Origin of the sequence: Pseudomonas sp. 1D4, assembly GCF_001728925.1 — a bacterium.
Taxonomy (GTDB): Bacteria; Pseudomonadota; Gammaproteobacteria; order Pseudomonadales; family Pseudomonadaceae; genus Metapseudomonas; species Metapseudomonas otitidis.
The window spans coordinates 24,263-40,700 of sequence record NZ_LXJQ01000019.1; the positions used below are offsets into that span (position 1 = coordinate 24,263).

The 16,438-nt window shown below is 66.2% G+C and carries 11 protein-coding genes and 2 pseudogenes; 11 read left to right on the top strand and 2 right to left on the bottom strand.

The window, feature by feature from the left end; genetic code table 11:
• Window positions 1-15: 15 nt before the first annotated feature.
• Together A7D27_RS27160 and A7D27_RS27820 are read left to right on the top strand one after the other, a co-directional pair.
• Complete coding sequence (locus A7D27_RS27160) at window positions 16-1,149, top strand: DUF3800 domain-containing protein (protein ID WP_083265610.1); 1,134 nt, start codon at window positions 16-18, stop codon at window positions 1,147-1,149.
• Complete coding sequence (locus A7D27_RS27820; RefSeq protein WP_139134085.1) at window positions 1,109-2,650, top strand: hypothetical protein; 1,542 nt, start codon at window positions 1,109-1,111, stop codon at window positions 2,648-2,650. The genes A7D27_RS27160 and A7D27_RS27820 overlap by 41 nt, the downstream gene beginning before the upstream one ends.
• Before the next feature lie 87 nt (window positions 2,651-2,737).
• Here the strand turns inward: A7D27_RS27820 and A7D27_RS29090 are convergent.
• A pseudogene (locus A7D27_RS29090) lies at window positions 2,738-3,445 on the bottom strand (helix-turn-helix domain-containing protein); the annotation flags it as partial.
• Between the two features lie 4 nt (window positions 3,446-3,449).
• Here A7D27_RS29090 and A7D27_RS29095 point away from each other — a divergent pair.
• Window positions 3,450-3,637: pseudogene (locus A7D27_RS29095) on the top strand (GMC oxidoreductase); the annotation flags it as partial.
• Window positions 3,638-3,783: 146 nt separating this feature from the next.
• Here A7D27_RS29095 and A7D27_RS11950 read toward each other — a convergent pair.
• Window positions 3,784-4,443, bottom strand: a complete 660-nt coding sequence (locus tag A7D27_RS11950) for a hypothetical protein (RefSeq protein WP_083265611.1) — start codon at window positions 4,441-4,443, stop codon at window positions 3,784-3,786.
• 292 nt (window positions 4,444-4,735) lie between these two features.
• Here A7D27_RS11950 and A7D27_RS11955 point away from each other — a divergent pair, with 292 nt between their 5' ends.
• The 8 genes from A7D27_RS11955 (at window position 4,736) to cobA (ending at window position 16,374) form a co-directional block, all read left to right on the top strand.
• Window positions 4,736-5,947 carry a CmpA/NrtA family ABC transporter substrate-binding protein gene (locus A7D27_RS11955; RefSeq protein WP_069565021.1) on the top strand — a complete coding sequence of 404 codons (1,212 nt, stop codon included), beginning with the start codon at window positions 4,736-4,738 and terminating at the stop codon, window positions 5,945-5,947.
• Between the two features lie 16 nt (window positions 5,948-5,963).
• Window positions 5,964-6,542, top strand: coding sequence for an ANTAR domain-containing response regulator (locus A7D27_RS11960; protein WP_069561374.1), 579 nt, complete (start codon window positions 5,964-5,966; stop codon window positions 6,540-6,542).
• Between the two features lie 421 nt (window positions 6,543-6,963).
• The gene (locus A7D27_RS11965) at window positions 6,964-8,172 is read left to right on the top strand and encodes a nitrate/nitrite transporter (protein WP_069561375.1); all 1,209 of its coding nucleotides are present in this window, start codon (window positions 6,964-6,966) and stop codon (window positions 8,170-8,172) included.
• Complete coding sequence (locus A7D27_RS11970; RefSeq protein WP_069565022.1) at window positions 8,169-9,848, top strand: bifunctional protein-serine/threonine kinase/phosphatase; 1,680 nt, start codon at window positions 8,169-8,171, stop codon at window positions 9,846-9,848. The genes A7D27_RS11965 and A7D27_RS11970 overlap by 4 nt, the downstream gene beginning before the upstream one ends.
• 242 nt (window positions 9,849-10,090) lie before the next feature.
• On the top strand, window positions 10,091-12,541 hold the full coding sequence (gene nirB / locus A7D27_RS11975) for a nitrite reductase large subunit NirB (protein ID WP_069565023.1): 2,451 nt from the start codon (window positions 10,091-10,093) through the stop codon (window positions 12,539-12,541).
• Between the two features lie 42 nt (window positions 12,542-12,583).
• Window positions 12,584-12,907: a nitrite reductase small subunit NirD gene (gene nirD / locus A7D27_RS11980; RefSeq protein WP_069561378.1), complete on the top strand. Its 324-nt coding sequence runs from the start codon at window positions 12,584-12,586 to the stop codon at window positions 12,905-12,907.
• Window positions 12,908-12,925: 18 nt separating this feature from the next.
• Complete coding sequence (locus A7D27_RS11985; protein WP_069565024.1) at window positions 12,926-15,625, top strand: nitrate reductase; 2,700 nt, start codon at window positions 12,926-12,928, stop codon at window positions 15,623-15,625.
• A gap of 11 nt (window positions 15,626-15,636) precedes the next feature.
• The gene (cobA, locus tag A7D27_RS11990; RefSeq protein WP_069565025.1) at window positions 15,637-16,374 is read left to right on the top strand and encodes a uroporphyrinogen-III C-methyltransferase; all 738 of its coding nucleotides are present in this window, start codon (window positions 15,637-15,639) and stop codon (window positions 16,372-16,374) included.
• The last annotated feature ends 64 nt before the right edge of the window (window positions 16,375-16,438 follow it).

A 16,438-nucleotide genomic window follows, 5' to 3' on the forward strand; every position in this document is an offset into this window, starting at 1 on the left:
CGAAAGGAGCACGCGATGAGCATAGAGGAAACTAACTCAGCAGCCCTGAGCAGCGATGAATTCGAGGAGAATCTCATCGCTTCTCTTCCACCTCCTAGCCGCATGAAGGACCTTGAAGCGGAAAAGCTACAAATTCTTGCCGCCGTTGCCGGCAACGCTCCAGAAAGAGTGGTGGATAGGGTCGCGTGGATACTTAATCACTATCCAGAAGCACGAGACTCAGATATTAAGTGCCAGACTATCTATTGGAGAACATTTCAATCTGATCTTTATAATGGTGGGGATATTCCAATAGTGAATTACCCTCAGCTGCAAAGATTTAATTCGATCTCCAGGAGTCGAGCCAAGGTGCAGAATGTTCTTGGCTTGTTCATAGCCTCTCCGGAAATTCGCAGATATAGGGGGAAGCTAGAAGAAGAGGAGAAGCAGAAGGCACTGGAGGTTCGCCCCACTCACCCTGTTTACTGCATTTATGGTGATGAAAGCGGAAAAACCAGCAAGTACCTAGTTGTTGGTAGTGTTTGGGTTTTGAAGAGCTATGACACTCTAAAAATAACCTCCGCCATTAATGCAAAAAAGAGAGAGATTTCTATGGAGGGAGAGCTTCACTTTAAAGATATCAATAGGGGGAGTATCGATGCCTATAGGAGCGTCTTGGGTTCGGTCGTGCAGAACTCCTCCAGCCTGTCGTTCAAGGCACTTGCTGTAGAGCGAACCGGTATATCTAGTGTTGATGATGCCCTGACCAAGATGTTTTATCACATGATCATTGATGGAGTGAAAGAGGAGGATTCTTCTGGTCGGGCGGTATTGCCAAGAAATATGCAGTTTAGAAAAGATACCGAAGAGGTATCCAAAGATAATTTGGTCTTGAAGGACATAGAGCTGCAATTGCAATATGCCGCTGCATCTATATTTGATGATAGATTGCATGTGGATCTAGTCGCATCCGAAGACTCCAAGACATCTCCATTAATGCAGTTGGCTGATCTTTTTGTAAGCAGTGTTTCACGAACGCTAAATGCCGAAGGCGCTGGGGAAGGTCCAAAGGATATCTTCGCGCGGGAGTTTTTGGCGGCATTTGGCATGAATACAAAAGGCGATAATCTTGAGGGCTTTAGCCAATGTATTAAATTCACTAGAGCTTAAGCCTGCGGGCAATAGGGGGGCAGGCCACGGTTTTGGCTTGAATGATCAAGAAGAAGCGAAAACAGTCGTGGTCTGCCCCCAATTGAGCGCATACCAGCAAGATTTGCTGCCCGCAGATAAAAACCATCCACCTATGGACTTGAGGCGTATGAGCAAGTTGTTTGCCACATCAAATGAGCTAGGCTCCTTTGACTTTTATTCAAATCTTATAGAAATTAGAAACTATACCAAGCCTGCAAAACGGATGCTTGAAGAGTCTTTAGCCGAATTGCCATCTGCAAAGTGGGATGAATACTGGCCGGTAAGGGTAAACTTCAGATCACTGGTCGCTCACGAAGTCACCCATTTCAACGACTGTTTAACCACAACATGGGGAATGGAGTTCCTGCACAGAAAACTTAGATTAATGAAATTTACTGCTGAAAAAAAAGATACGGAGCAGCCACTATCCGTATTCTACCTTAATGTGGCCGAACTGAGGTCCCATGAAGAGCTACTTGAAATTGGCGAGCATCCACTTTCATTGGCGACATCAATGACCCACACAGTGACAGTTGACGAGAGGTTTGGTCCAATAATATACATAAATTACAATCTACAGAACAAAATAATCCAAAAGGTGCCCCTAAGCCTCTTGTCTGTAATTGAAGCACATGCACTTGCAAATGAGATATTAGTCAAAATCGTCTCTGCCGAAGCGCTCAGCGATTGCACAGAAAAAACAGAGTACATAACTAAAATTCATACAGATTTCGAAAGGGTGCTATCTGATAAAAATCAATCGGAATACACGGTACTGCTGACGCTTTCAAGGCTGCATTTTAAAGAGCTAAGCCTGAAGGAGTTACTAGCATTCGTCGCAACACTATGTCGATTCGCTTTGGATCTGAACGACATTGCATGCTCGAAAATCAGTTACTACATACAAGGCTCAATAAACGATCAGTACGCGGGTGAGACAATATGCCAAGACATGCGAAGAGGCAGTTCTAGGGCAGTAATTTTCTTTAAAACCATACTGTTCATGCATGGATGGATCAAGCTTTCAAATTACTCAACTCGCACAAACGCGGTGAAACTTCTAAAAACAAACCCACTGGCCGCGATAATAAAGTTCTGGAGCAGCGTAGATAAGGACTTCCCTATGCTTTACAAGTTTGGGGATGAATACCTGTTTGAGTGCTCGCTTAACAGCGCTAGGGAGCTTGCGGGCGCGATTGATAAGGACATAATTGAGAGCTGCAGCCTCCACAACAGGAATGTCTTAAAGGATCATCCGCTCGGGTTGTGTAAAATCTCAGATCTACGGCTGCTAGACATATTTCTTTCCGACGAAACCGAAATAAGAGTCCCAAATCGCATGAACTTAAGTATCTCCGATTATTTTACTGATAACATGGATATGTTTACGAAAACGGAGGAGCACTGTAAGAAATCAGTCCAAAAATTCTTCATGCGACCCGGCGATCCTATTGTAAATATAAACCCTTTTACAATGTAGTCTCACTTGGCTGATCAAGCCGAAGCGCAGCTCTAATCGCTTAGAACTGCGGACAGCTAATTGCGTATCACCGTTGTGATGACGTGGTTAAGCAAACATTCCGAGCGCTGTTGGCCGTCCGCTTTTGGCCGAAAGCAGACACTCATATCTCTCAGCCCTCCCCCTCACCTCACTCGGCGTCCTTCCATACCTCGTCCTGAAGCTCCGTGCGAAATGCACCTGGCTCGAATAGCCATGCCGGTAGGACATCTCGCTGATATCCAAACCACTGGCCTGCGGGCTGCTGAACAGGCGGTGGGCGAGTTCGAGGCGGCATTCGGCAATGTATCGGCCTGGTGAGCCGCCTTCCTAGTCGAACAGGCGGGTGATGTGGCGCACGGAGATGTCGATGCTGTAGCTGACGTGTTCGCAGCTTAGGGCCGGGTCGCCCAGTTGTTCCGCGATGAGGCGTTTGGCGGTGAGCAGGTAGGAGGTGCTGAGGGCGCTGACACGGTGTTCGCCGGTCTGCCCGGCGATGATGCTGGAGAGCAGTTCCAGCACGCCGCCTTCGAAGTGCTCGGCCTCGCGTTTGGCGGGGCGATCGAAGAAGCCCTGGGTGCGCTCGCAGAGGGTGCGGGTGAGCAGGCGTTGCAGGCGGGTTTCCGCGCCCACCTTGAGCGGGCCGTCGAGGAGGCCCAGGCAGCGTTCGCCAAACAGTTCCTGAGGGATGTCGAAGATGAACTGGCGCATGGGTCCGGAGAAGCCGAACAGGTACGGCTTGTCGGTGCGGTAGATGATCATCTCCCCCGGCTCCAGCGGGCTGTGCGTGCACGGCATCGACAGCCTGCGCGTGGTGGATGCTTCGATCATGCCGCCCCTGATCACCGGCAACACCAACGCCCGGCAAGGATGATCGCGGAGAAGGCGGCGGAGATGATTCTGGCTGCGCAGCGCAATGGGCAGGGATGGGAGCACAATGCCGCCGCCCAGCCCGCGCTGCCCCCGTAAGGCGCATGTCATGTAGGGGCGACTTCAGTCGCCAAGCAGACCGCAGGTCTGCCACCCAGTATCACAGGGGATGCTACGCATCCCTTGGGCGACTGAAGTCGCCCCTACACCGCTCCGACGCTGAGCCGGACTGAACCGCCGGCCTGTTACTCCCTGACGTAAACCCCATCAAAACTCACATTCATGCCGCCGCAATTGTTGTTGTCATCCACGATCAGGAAGCGGCCGACCCGGCTGAACTCCACAGCGCAGTCGTACTTGTCGTCACCTTCCTTGGTCATCGCGTAACGGCCTTCTGGCTTGAGGGTGCCGTCGATCTGTCCGATGTGGGTGCGGGCGCCGGTGCCCCAGGTGGCATCGCCGGTCACGTGCAGGCCATTGCCCTGCTCTTGCTGCTCGATGGTGATGGAGCTTGACGGGGTCTTCCAGGTGCCCAGCCAGTCGGTGGGCTGGGGCACGGGGTCGGTGGCCGGTGCGAGGTTCTCCAGCACGATCCAGCCCACGGTTTCGCGTTTCTTGCCCTGGTACCAGGCACAGGCCCAGTCGCCTGCGATCTTGTTGACCAGCACCTCATCGCCCTCGATGACGTAGGCCTTCTGCATGCACCCCTCCGATTCGGGGCAACCCTCGGTGTCCTTGAAGAAGTGCGTCTGGTGCTTGCCCACGACGGTGTAGAGCTGGGTGAACCTGCCCTCGGAGGGGAAGTAGCCGTTCCTGCAACTGAAAGGCTCGATGTACTCGGCGTGGCTGGGCAGGCAGATGAATGCCAGGGCGCTGGTGAGCAGTAAGGGCGTGATCTTGTGCATGACGGGCCGTTCCTTGCCACGGTGAGCGCTGCGGGGCGACGGGCCCTGCGGCGAAGAAGGGCCGGAATCTAGCGACGGGTGCGAGTGAGCGTCAACTGGCACAGCGGCACTAGGGCGAGCCGAGGGACAACGGGCGCTGTTCGGCTTCAACCCCCCAACGCCCCTGGCACACCCCTTGCTATTCCCCCTCCAGGCCCCACCGTCGGGGCCCGACGGCAACGGCGCCGCCAACGACCATCGCACTGTGCGAGGGGTCGGGGCGGCGCCTTTTCATTTCGAGGACAGGGACACCATGGATCACGCCCGCCCGACCACCCGCCGCGATGCCCTGGCCTGGGTCGCTGGCAGTGACGCACCCGAGAAGAGCGCGCTGGACATCGGCTTCATGCCGCTCACCGATTCGGCCTCGCTGATCGTCGCCGCCACCCAGGGCTTCGCCCAGCCCTACGGACTGACCCTCAACCTGCACCGACAAACGTCCTGGGCGGGGCTGCGCGATGGGCTCACCAGCGGCCGCCTGGATGCCGCCCAGGCGCTTTACGGGCAGGTCTACGGCAGCCACCTGGGCATCGGCAGCCCGGCCACGCCCATGGCGGTGCTCATGGCCCTGAGCCAGAACGGCCAGGGCATCAACCTGTCCGAGCCGTTGCGCCAGGCGAGCGTGACCCACGCCGAGGCACTGGTGCGCCATGTGCACCAGCACGGCGCACGGCTCACCTTCGCCCACACCTTCCCCACCGGCACCCACGCCATGTGGCTGGCCTACTGGCTCGCGGCCCATGGCATCCACCCGCTGCGCGATGTCGACACCCAGGTGGTGCCGCCGTCGCAGATGGTTGCGCACCTGCAGGCCGGGCGCATCGACGGCTTCTGCGCCGGCGGCCCCTGGGGCGCACTGGCGGTGGAGCGCGGCCAGGGCTTCACCCTGGCCACCAGCCAGTCCATCTGGCCGGACCACCCCGAGAAGGTGCTGGGCGCCACCCGGGCCTTCGTCGAGCAGTACCCCAACTGCGCCCGCGCCCTGGTGATGGCGGTGCTGGACGCCAGCCGCTTCATCGAGCAGAACCCCGAGAACCGCCGTAGCACCGCCCAGTTGATCAGCGCCGAGGCCTACGTCGGCGCGCCGCTGGAGGTGATCGAGCCGCGCTTTCTCGGCCACTACCACGACGGCCTCGGCCACCACTGGGAAGACGCCCATCCTCTGCGCTTCTTCGACGAGGGCCGCGCCACCTGCCCCTACCTCTCCGACGGCCTGTGGTTCCTCACCCAGTTCCGCCGCTGGGGGCTGCTGCGGGACGACCCGGACTACCTGGCCATCGCCCGCCAGGTGCAATGCCTGGCGCTGTACCGCGACGCTGCCGAGGCTCTCGGCATCGCCGTACCGGCGCCGATGCGCAGTGCGGTGCTGATGGATGGCGTGGCCTGGACCGGCGACGACCCGGCCGGCTACGCCCGCCGTTTCCCCGTGCATGCGCTCGCCGATGCGACCGCCCCGCTGCTCTGACCCAGGGACGACCGTCATGCTGCGCATCCTGCTGATCAACGACACCCCGAAGAAGATGGGCCGGCTCAAGGCCGCTCTGAGCGAGGCCGGTTTCGAGGTGGTGGACGAATCCGGGCTGGACATCGACCTGCCGCGCCGGGTCGAGGCGGTGCGCCCCGACGTGGTGCTGATCGACACCGAATCCCCCGGCCGCGACGTGATGGAGCAGGTGGTGCTGGTCAGCCGCGACCGCCCGCGCCCCATCGTCATGTTCACCGACGAACACGACCCGGCCATCATGCGCCAGGCCATCCAGGCCGGCGTCAGCGCCTACGTGGTGGAGGGCATCCAGGCCCAGCGCCTGGCGCCGATCCTCGACGTCGCCATCGCCCGCTTCGAGAGCGACCAGGCCCTGCGCGCCCAGCTCAACGCCCGCGAGCAGCAACTGGCCGAGCGCAAGCGGGTGGAGCTGGCCAAGGGCCTGCTGATGAAGATGAAGCAATGCGGCGAAGAGGAGGCCTACACCCTCATGCGCCGCCAGGCCATGAGCCGGCAGCAGAAGCTCATCCAGGTGGCCGAGCAGATCATCGCCATGCACGAGATGCTCGGGCACTGAAGCCGGGCAGGCCGGAGGCCGCGTGCCCCTGCTCGGGGCATCGTCCCAGCGGCATGAATCCCCCGGCAGCCTGCCAACCGGCGTATCGCCTGCCCTGCCAGCCCTTCCCCGCACTTGGCCCGGCTCTTGCTGAGCCTCCCCCAGGTAGCCAACGGCGGTTGCCCACCGAACGACAAAGGCGTCGCGTTTCCCCAGCCCAGCGGCTGCGGGATCGCGGCGCCTTTTGCGTTCCAGCCCCGGCGCAGGGGCAGCGCGGCGCAGTCCGACCGCGCGTGTGACATCACCCGATCCAGCCCCGGCCATGACCGGCCGGGCGCGCCCGACCCGGTCCGGCGCGCATGTGCCGGAGGGACGCAACCGCCGTGCACTGCCGGGGGTGGTCCGTCCGGTTCCCCACTGATGCAGATGAGGAGTTCGTTCGATGACGAGTTTCTGGAAAGCGGGCCACACCCCGACCCTGTTCGCCGCCTTTCTCTATTTCGACCTGAGTTTCATGGTCTGGTACGTGCTCGGCCCCCTGGGGGTGCAGATCGCCACCGACCTGGGGCTGACCACCCAGCAGCGCGCCCTGATGGTCGCCACACCGATCCTGGCCGGCGCCGTGCTGCGCTTCCTGATGGGCCTGCTGGCCGACCGCACCTCGCCGCGCAGTGCCGGCCTGCTGGGCCAGGTCATCGTCATCGGCGCACTGTTCGGCGCCTGGCAGTTGGGCATCCACAGCTACGAGCAGGCACTGCTGCTGGGGCTGTTCCTCGGCTTCGCCGGGGCCTCGTTCGCCGTTGCCTTGCCGCTGGCCTCCCAGTGGTACCCACCGCAGCACCAGGGCAAGGCCCTGGGCATCGCCGGGGCGGGCAACTCCGGCACCGTGCTGGCGGCGCTGTTCGCCCCGGGGCTGGCCGCCCTGTACGGCTGGAACAACGTGTTCGGCCTGGCGCTGGTGCCGCTGGTGCTGACCCTGGCGATCTTCGCCATCGCCGCGCGCAACGCCCCCAACCGCCCGGCCCCCAAGGCCCTCGGTGACTACCTCAAGGCCCTGGGTGACCGTGACAGCTGGTGGTTCATGTTCTTCTACAGCGTCACCTTCGGCGGCTTCCTCGGCCTGGCCAGCACCCTGCCCGGCTACTTCCACGACCAGTACGGCCTGGAGCCGGTCACCGCCGGTTACTACACCGCCGCCTGCGTGTTCGCCGGCAGCCTGATGCGCCCCATCGGCGGTGCCTTCGCCGACCGCATCGGCGGCATCCGCACCCTGCTGGTGGTCTACACCCTCGCCTCGCTGTGCATCGCCGCCGTGGGCTTCCACCTCGGCAGCGTCTTCGCCGCCCTGGCGCTGTTCGTCATCGCCATGCTCAGCCTCGGCGCCGGCAACGGCGCGGTGTTCCAGTTGGTGCCGCAACGCTTCCACAAGGAGATCGGCGTCATGACCGGGCTGATCGGCATGGCCGGCGGCATCGGCGGCTTCTGCCTCACCGCCGGGCTCGGCGCCATCAAGCAGCACACCGGTGACTACCAGCTGGGCCTGTGGCTGTTTGCCAGCCTCGGCCTGCTGGCCTGGGTCGGGCTGTACGGCGTCAAGCTGCGCTGGCGCACCACCTGGGGCAGCGCCGCCCTCACCGCAGCGCGGGTATGAGCCTGCGCCTGCGGGTCGGCCAGGCCAGCGCCACCGGCCCCCGGCAGGACAACCAGGACGCGCTGCGGGTGGTCACCCCCGGCGCGCCCCTGGCCGCCAGCAAGGGCAGCCTGTTCGCCCTCGCCGACGGCGTCAGCCAGTGCGCCGACGGTGGCCTGGCGGCCCGCGCCACCCTGCAGGCGCTGGCCCTGGACTACTACGCCACGCCGGAAACCTGGGCCGTGGCCCAGGCCCTGGACCGCCTGCTGCTGGCCCACAACCGCTGGCTGCGCGCCAACGGCGGTGGCCAGCCGCTGCTCACCACCCTCACCGCCCTGGTGCTGCGCGGGCGCCGCTTCACCCTCGCCCACGTCGGCGACTGCCGCGCCTACCGCTGGCACGAAGGCCGCCTGCAGCGCCTCACCGAGGACCACGCCTGGGACCAGCCCGGCATGCAGCATGTGCTCAAGCGCGCTCTCGGGCTGGATCAGCACCTGGTGGTGGACTACCGCGACGGTGACCTGCACGAGGGCGACGCCTTCCTGCTGGTCAGCGACGGCGTCTGGGCCAGCCTCGGCGACGACGGCATCCGCCACCTGCTGCAGGACGAACCCGACCCCGAGGCCGCCGCCCGCGCGCTGGTCAGCGCCGCCCACCTGGCCGGCGGCCAGGACAATGCCAGCGCCCTGCTGGTGCAGGTCCAGCAGTTACCAGAACGGGCCCTGGCCGATGCCATGGCCGAGATGGACGACCGCCCCCTGCCCCCCGAACTGCGCCCCGGCCAACGGTTCGAAGGCTGGTGGGTGCAGGGCCAGGTGGCCGCCTCGCGCCAGTCATTGCTGTACCGCGTGCGCGATGCCAGTGGCCAGGACTGGCTGCTGAAGACCCTGCCCCACAAGCGCCACGACGAACCGGAAGCGGCCATCGCCCTGCTGCAGGAGGAATGGTTCCTGCGCCGGGTGGCCGGCCGCCATTTCGCCGAGGTGCACCCCCTGCCCCAGCGCCAGCACCTCTATTACGTGCAGCGCGAATACCCCGGGCGCGACCTCGGCCGGCGCCTGGCCGAGGACGGCCCGCTGCCCCTGGACGCCTGGCTGCAGGTGGCCAGCCAGTTGCTGCGGGCCCTGGGCACCCTGCACCGGCGCAACGTGCTGCACCGGGACGTGAAGCCGGAGAACCTGCTGCAAGGCGAGGACGGCCAACTGCGCCTGCTGGACTTCGGCCTCGCCTACTGCCCGGGGCTGTCTGCCGAGCCGGGCGCGGGCCTGCCAGGCACCCCCGGCTACCTGCCGCCGGAAGCCTACGCCGGCGCAGCCCCTGCGCCGGGGCTGGACCTCTACGCCGCTGCCGTCACCCTGTACCGGCTGCTCACCCAGCACTTCCCCCAGGGCGAGGTGGAGGCCTTCCAGCGTCCACGCCTGGGGCCGCCGACGCCGGCCAGCCGCTACCGGCCGGACGTCCCGCCGTGGATCGATGCCCTGCTGGACAAGGCCCTGGCCCTGGACCCGGCCCAGCGCCACGAAACCGCCGAGCACTGGCTGCTGGAACTGGAGCACGGCGAGCGCCGCGACGACGGCCGCCCGCGCCCGCTGCTGCAACGGGCGCCGGCCGCCACCTGGCGCGCCATCGCCCTGCTTGCCCTGGCCGGGAACCTGCTGCTGGGGCTGGCCCTGCTGGCGCACCACAGCGGCGCATGACGCCCCCGGACGGCGCACGCGCCACCCCGCTTTTACCGTGCCGGGTGCCGCAACGCCGCGCCGGGCGGGCTCCGACGGGTTGGCACGCTGCCTGCTAGAGAGGTTTCGACACATTCACAGGCCCCTGCTCAACGGCGAGCGGGTGCCCTTCCCGATCGAACGGGACCTGGACAAAGGCGTCCTGCTGGCAACAGCGGGACGCCTTTTTTGTTTGCCCGGATTTTTATGCAGGAGCCTTCCGCATGAAGAAACTCAAGCTGGTGATGATCGGCAACGGCATGGCCGGAGTGCGCACCCTCGAAGAGCTGCTCAAGCTCGCCCCCGACCTCTACGACATCACCCTGTTCGGCGCCGAACCGCACCCCAACTACAACCGCATCCTGCTGTCGCCGGTGCTGGCGGGCGAACAGGCCTTCGAGGACATCGTCCTCAACGACCTCAACTGGTACGCCGAGCAGCGCATCCAGCTGCTGCTCAACCGCAAGGTGGTGGCCATCGACCGGCGCCGCCGGGTGGTCACCGCCGACGACGGCACCCAGGCCGAATACGACCGCCTGCTGATCGCCACCGGCTCCAACCCCTTCATCCTGCCGGTGCCGGGCAACCGCCTGGCGGGTGTGATCGGCTACCGCGACATCGCCGACACCCAGGCCATGATCGACGCCGCCCAGCGTCACAGCCACGCCGTAGTGATCGGCGGCGGCCTGCTCGGCCTGGAGGCGGCCAACGGCCTCAAGCAGCGCGGCATGGACGTCACCGTGGTGCACCTGGCCAACTGGCTGCTGGAACGCCAGCTCGACCGCACCGCCGGCAAGCTGCTGCAGAGCGCGCTGGAGGCGCGCGGCATCCACTTCCGCCTCGGCACCGTCACCGACGAGCTGATGGACAACGGCGAGGGCCGCGTCTGCGCCGTGCAGTTCAAGGGTGGCGAGGTGGTCCCGGCCGACCTGGTGGTGATGGCCGCCGGCATCCGCCCCAACACCGAACTGGCCGAGCGCGCGGGCCTGCCGTGCAACCGCGGCATCCTGGTCAACGACACCCTGCAGACCTACGACCCGCGCGTGTACGCCGTGGGCGAATGCGCCAACCACCGGGGCATCGCCTACGGCCTGGTGGCGCCGCTGTTCGAGCAGGCGCGGGTCTGCGCCAACCACCTGGCCATGCTCGGCTTCGCCCGCTACCAGGGCTCGGTCACCTCCACCAAGCTGAAGGTCACCGGCATCGACCTGTTCTCCGCCGGGGACTTCATGGGTGGCGACGGCACCGAGACCATCACCCTCTCCGACCCCATCGGCGGGGTCTACAAGAAGCTCGTCATCAAGGACGACGTGCTGGTGGGCGCCTGCCTCTATGGCGACACCGCCGACGGCGGCTGGTACTTCCGCCAGGTGCGCGAGGGCGCCGACATCAGCGGTATCCGCGACCACCTGATGTTCGGCGAGAGCGCCCTGGGCGACGTCGGCCACCAGGGCCAGAGCAGCGCTGCGAGCATGCCCGACAGCGCCGAGGTATGCGGCTGCAACGGCGTGTGCAAGGGCACCATAGTCAAGGCCATCCAGGCCAACGGCCTGTTCAGCGTCGACGAGGTGAAGAAGCACACCAAGGCCGCCAGCTCCTGCGGCTCCTGCGCACCGCTGGTGGAGCAGATCCTCATCAGCACAGTCGGTGGCGCAGCGGATGTGAAGCCCAGGAGCGAAAAGGCCGTGTGCGGCTGCACCGAGCTGAACCATGGCCAGGTGCGCGCGGCCATCCGCGAGCAGCACCTGACCCACCTCGCCCAGGCCATGGCCGCGCTGGGCTGGACCACCCCGGACGGCTGCGCCACCTGCCGCCCGGCGCTGAACTACTACCTGATCTCCACCTGGCCGGGCGAGGCCCACGACGACCCGCAGTCGCGCCTGATCAACGAGCGCGCCCACGCCAACATCCAGAAGGACGGCACCTACTCGGTGGTGCCGCGCATGTGGGGCGGCGTCACCAGCGCCGCCGAGCTGCGCCGCATCGCCGACGTGGCGGACAAGTACCAGGTGCCCATGGTCAAGGTCACCGGCGGCCAGCGCATCGACCTGCTGGGCATCCGCAAGGAGGACCTGCCCGGCGTCTGGAAGGACCTGGACATGCCCTCCGGCCACGCCTACGGCAAGTCCATCCGCACGGTGAAGACCTGCGTCGGCAGCGAGTTCTGCCGCTTCGGCACGCAGAACTCCACCCAGTTGGGCATCGACCTGGAGCACGACCTGTTCAACATGTGGTCGCCGCACAAGGTCAAGCTGGCCGTCTCCGGCTGCCCGCGCAATTGCGCCGAGGCCGGCATCAAGGACATCGGCATCATCGGCGTGGACTCCGGCTGGGAGCTGTACATCGGCGGCAACGGCGGCATCCGCACCGAAGTGGCGGAGTTCTTCGTCAAGCTCAAGACCGCCGACGAGGTGCGCGAATACAGCGGCGCCTTCCTCCAGCTCTACCGCGAGGAAGCCTTCTACCTCGAACGCACCGTGCACTACCTGCAACGGGTGGGCATGGCGCACATCCGCCAGGCGGTGCTGGAAAACGCCGACAACCGCCGCGCGCTCAACCAGCGCCTGCAATACGCCCTCTCCTTCGAACAGGACCCGTGGCAGGCGCGCATCGCCGAACCGGCCCTGAAGAAGGAATTCCAACGCATCCCCGTGCAGGTGCTGGCCGACGCCTGAGGCGTCGTGCCGCCCACCCGACCCGACCTGGAGAACGCCCCCATGAACTGGCTCGACATCTGTGCCCTGGACGAGATCAACCCGCTGGGCTCGCGCATCGTCGCCGGTCCCGACGGTGACATCGCCGTGTTCCGCACCGCCAAAGACGAAGTCTTCGCACTCGACGACCGCTGCCCGCACAAGGGCGGCCCGCTGTCCCAGGGGCTGGTCTACGGCAAGCGCGTGGCCTGCCCGCTGCACGCCTGGCACATCGAACTCGCCTCCGGCGAGGCGGTGGCCCCGGACCAGGGCTGCGCCCACCGGCACCCGGTGCGGGTGGAAGGCGGCCGTGTGCTGCTGGCCCTGCGCAGCACTGCCTGCGCCTGACCCGACGAGGACCGCCCCATGACCCGGATCACCGCCACCACCTGCTGCTACTGCGGCGTCGGCTGCGGGGTGCTGATCGAACACGACGGCGCGCGCATCCTCGGGGTCGCCGGCGACCCGGCCCACCCGGCCAACTTCGGCCGCTTGTGCAGCAAGGGCTCCAGCCTGCACCTCAGCGGTGACCCGGCGGCCCGCGCCCTGCGGCCGGAGCTGCGCCTGGCCAAGGGCCTGGCACGCAGCGCCACCGACTGGGACACCGCCCTGGAGCACGCCGCCGAGCGCTTCGCCACCACCCTCGCCGAGCACGGGCCGGACAGCGTGGCGTTCTACGTCTCCGGCCAGTTGCTGACCGAGGACTACTACGCCTTCAACAAGCTGGCCCGGGCTCTGGTGGGCACCCACAACATCGACAGCAACTCGCGGCTGTGCATGTCCTCGGCAGTAGTCGGCTACAAGCGCAGCCTGGGCGCCGACGCCCCGCCCTGCTCCTACGAGGACATCGAACAGGCCGACTGCGTGCTGATCGTCGGCAGCAACATGGCCTTCGCCCACCCGGTGCTGTTCCGGCGCCTGGAGGCAGCCAAGGCGCAGCGCCCGGAGATGAAGGTGATCGTCATCGACCCCCGGCGCACCGACACCTGCGAGCTGGCCGACCTGCACCTGGCGATCCTCCCCGGCACCGACGTGGCGCTGTTCCACGGGCTGCTGCACCTCCTGCTGTGGGAGGGCTGGGTGGACCACGGCTTCATCGCCGCGCACACCGAGGGCTTCGACGCCCTCAAGGCGCTGGTGCGCGACTACGGGCCGGCGCAGGTGGCGCAGACCTGCGGCATCGACCCGGCCGACCTGCAGCGCTGCGCCGAATGGATCGGACGCACGCCGCGCCTGCTCTCGCTGTGGTGCATGGGGCTCAACCAGTCCAGCGCCGGCAGCGCCAAGAACAGCGCGCTGATCAACCTGCACCTGGCCACCGGGCAGATCGGCCGGCCGGGCACCGGGCCTTTCTCCCTCACCGGGCAGCCCAACGCCATGGGCGGGCGCGAAACCGGCAGCCTGAGCAACCTGCTGCCCGGCCACCGGGAAGCGGGCGATGCCGGGCACCGGCAGGAGGTGGCCGCCTACTGGGGCGTGCCGGCACTGCCGGAGGCGCCGGGGCTGGCCGCCCTGGAGCTGTTCGAAGCCGTGCGCGAGGGGCGCATCCGCGCGCTGTGGATCGTCTGTACCAACCCGGCCCAGTCCCTGCCGGACCAGGCCCGGGTGCACGAGGCCCTGGCCGCCTGCCCCTTCGTGGTGGTGCAGGAAGCCTTCGCCACCACCGAGACCTGCCGCCATGCCGACCTGCTGCTGCCCGCCGCCAGTTGGGGTGAGAAGGACGGCACCGTGACCAACTCCGAGCGGCGAATCAGCCGCGTGCGCCAGGCCGTCCCGGCGCCCGGCGAGGCGCGCCCCGACTGGGCCATCGCCTGCGATTTCGCCCGCCGCCTGGAACGCCGCCTGCGCCCTGGCCAGCCGAGCCTGTTCGACTTCGACGGCCCGGCAGCGCTGTTCGACGAGTACAAGGGGCTGACCGCCGGCCGCGACCTCGACCTCAGCGGCCTCTCCCACGCCCTGCTGGAGCACCTCGGCCCGCAGCAATGGCCCTTTCCCGCTGGAGCCCAGGCCGGCACGCCGCGCCTGTACGGCGACCGGCGCTTCGCCACCGCCACTGGCCGCGCCCGCTTCATCGCCGAGGCCTACCGGCCGCCGGTGGAGCGCCGTGATGCGCGCTACCCGCTGGTGCTCAACACCGGGCGCCTGCGCGACCAGTGGCACGGAATGAGCCGCACCGGCACCCTGCCCCGGCTGTTCGGCCATGTGGACGGGCCGCAACTCGGCCTGCACCCAGAGGACATGCGCCGGCGTCGGCTCGTCGACGGCCAACTGGTGCGGGTGCGCAGCCGCCGGGGCGAACTGCTGCTGCCTGCCGTCACCGACGACGCGCTGCGCCCCGGCCAGGCCTTCCTGCCGATGCACTGGGGCGACCGCTTCCTCACCGGGCTGGGCAGCAACCGCCTGACCAGCCCGGCGCGGGACCCGCTGTCGCGCCAGCCGGAACTCAAGCACGCCTGTGTGGAGGTGGAGCCGGTGGCGCTGCCCTGGCAGCTTTTCGCCCTGGTGGAGGGCGATCTGCAGGCCGCCTTCACCACCCTGCGCCCGCTCTGCGACGCCTTTGCCTACGCCAGCCTGGTGCCCAGCGGCCACGAGCGCGGCGCCCTGGTGATCCGCGCCGCCCACGGCGAGGCCCCCGATCCGGCGTTGCTGCAGCGCATCGACCAGGCCCTGGGGCTGCTGGAGGGCCCGGTGCTGGCCTACGACGACCCGCGCCGCGCGGTGGGCAAGCGGGTGCGCATCGAGGGCGGCCGCATCACCGCCCTGCGCCTCGCGGGCGAAACGGCCGCGCGGGACTGGCTCAAGGGCCTCTGGCAGGAAGGCCGCGCCGACCAAAGCCTGCGCCGCTGGCTGCTGGCACCGCTGAGCACGCCGCCCAGCGGCACCCCCGCCGCCACGCGCACCCTGTGCACCTGCATGAACGTCAGCCAGCCGGCGGTGCTGGCCGGCATCGCCCGGGGGCTGGACCTGGCGGGCCTGAAGGACGAACTCGGCTGCGGCACCCGCTGCGGCTCCTGCGTACCGGAAATCAGCCGCCTGCTGGCGGCGCCACAACGGGCAAGCGCCTGAGGAGGTTGCACATGAACGGCAAGGTCTGGCTGGTGGGCGCGGGCCCCGGTGACCCCGAACTGCTGACCCTGAAGGCCGCCCGCGTACTGGGCGCGGCCGACGTGGTGATGATCGACGACCTGGTGAACCCGGCCCTGCTCGTGCACTGCCCCGGCGCACGGGTGGTGCGGGTGGGCAAGCGCGGCGGCTGCCGCTCCACGCCCCAGGCCTTCATCCACCGCCTGATGCTGCGCTACGCCCGCCAGGGACGCTGCGTGGTGCGGCTCAAGGGCGGCGACCCGTGCATCTTCGGGCGCGGCGGCGAGGAAGCCGCCTGGCTGGCGGAACGCGGTGTGGACTGCGAACTGGTCAACGGCATCACCGCCGGGCTGGCCGGCGCCACCGCCTGCGGCATTCCGCTCACGCTGCGGGGCGTCAGCCGTGGCGTGACCCTGGTCACCGCCCACACCCAGGACGACAGCGAGCCGGAGTGGGCCGCCCTGGCCGCCAGCGGCACCACCCTGGTGGTGTACATGGGCGTCGCCCGGCTGGCGGCCTTGCAGGCCGGGTTGCTGGGCGGCGGCATGGCGCCGGGCATGCCGCTGGCGATGATCGAGAACGCCTCGCTCCCCGAACAGCGCGAGCGCCGCAGCACCCTGGCCACCCTGTTGCAGGACGCCAGCGCCTTCCGCCTGAGCAGCCCGGCGATCCTGGTGATCGGCGAGGTGGCGACCGAGTCGGCGGTCAGCGCCCTGCCCCTGAGTGCCTGACGGGGGCGGTTGCGGAAGCGCCCAGCGCATCACGGTACGCGGCCATGGGCGCGCTAGAATGCCC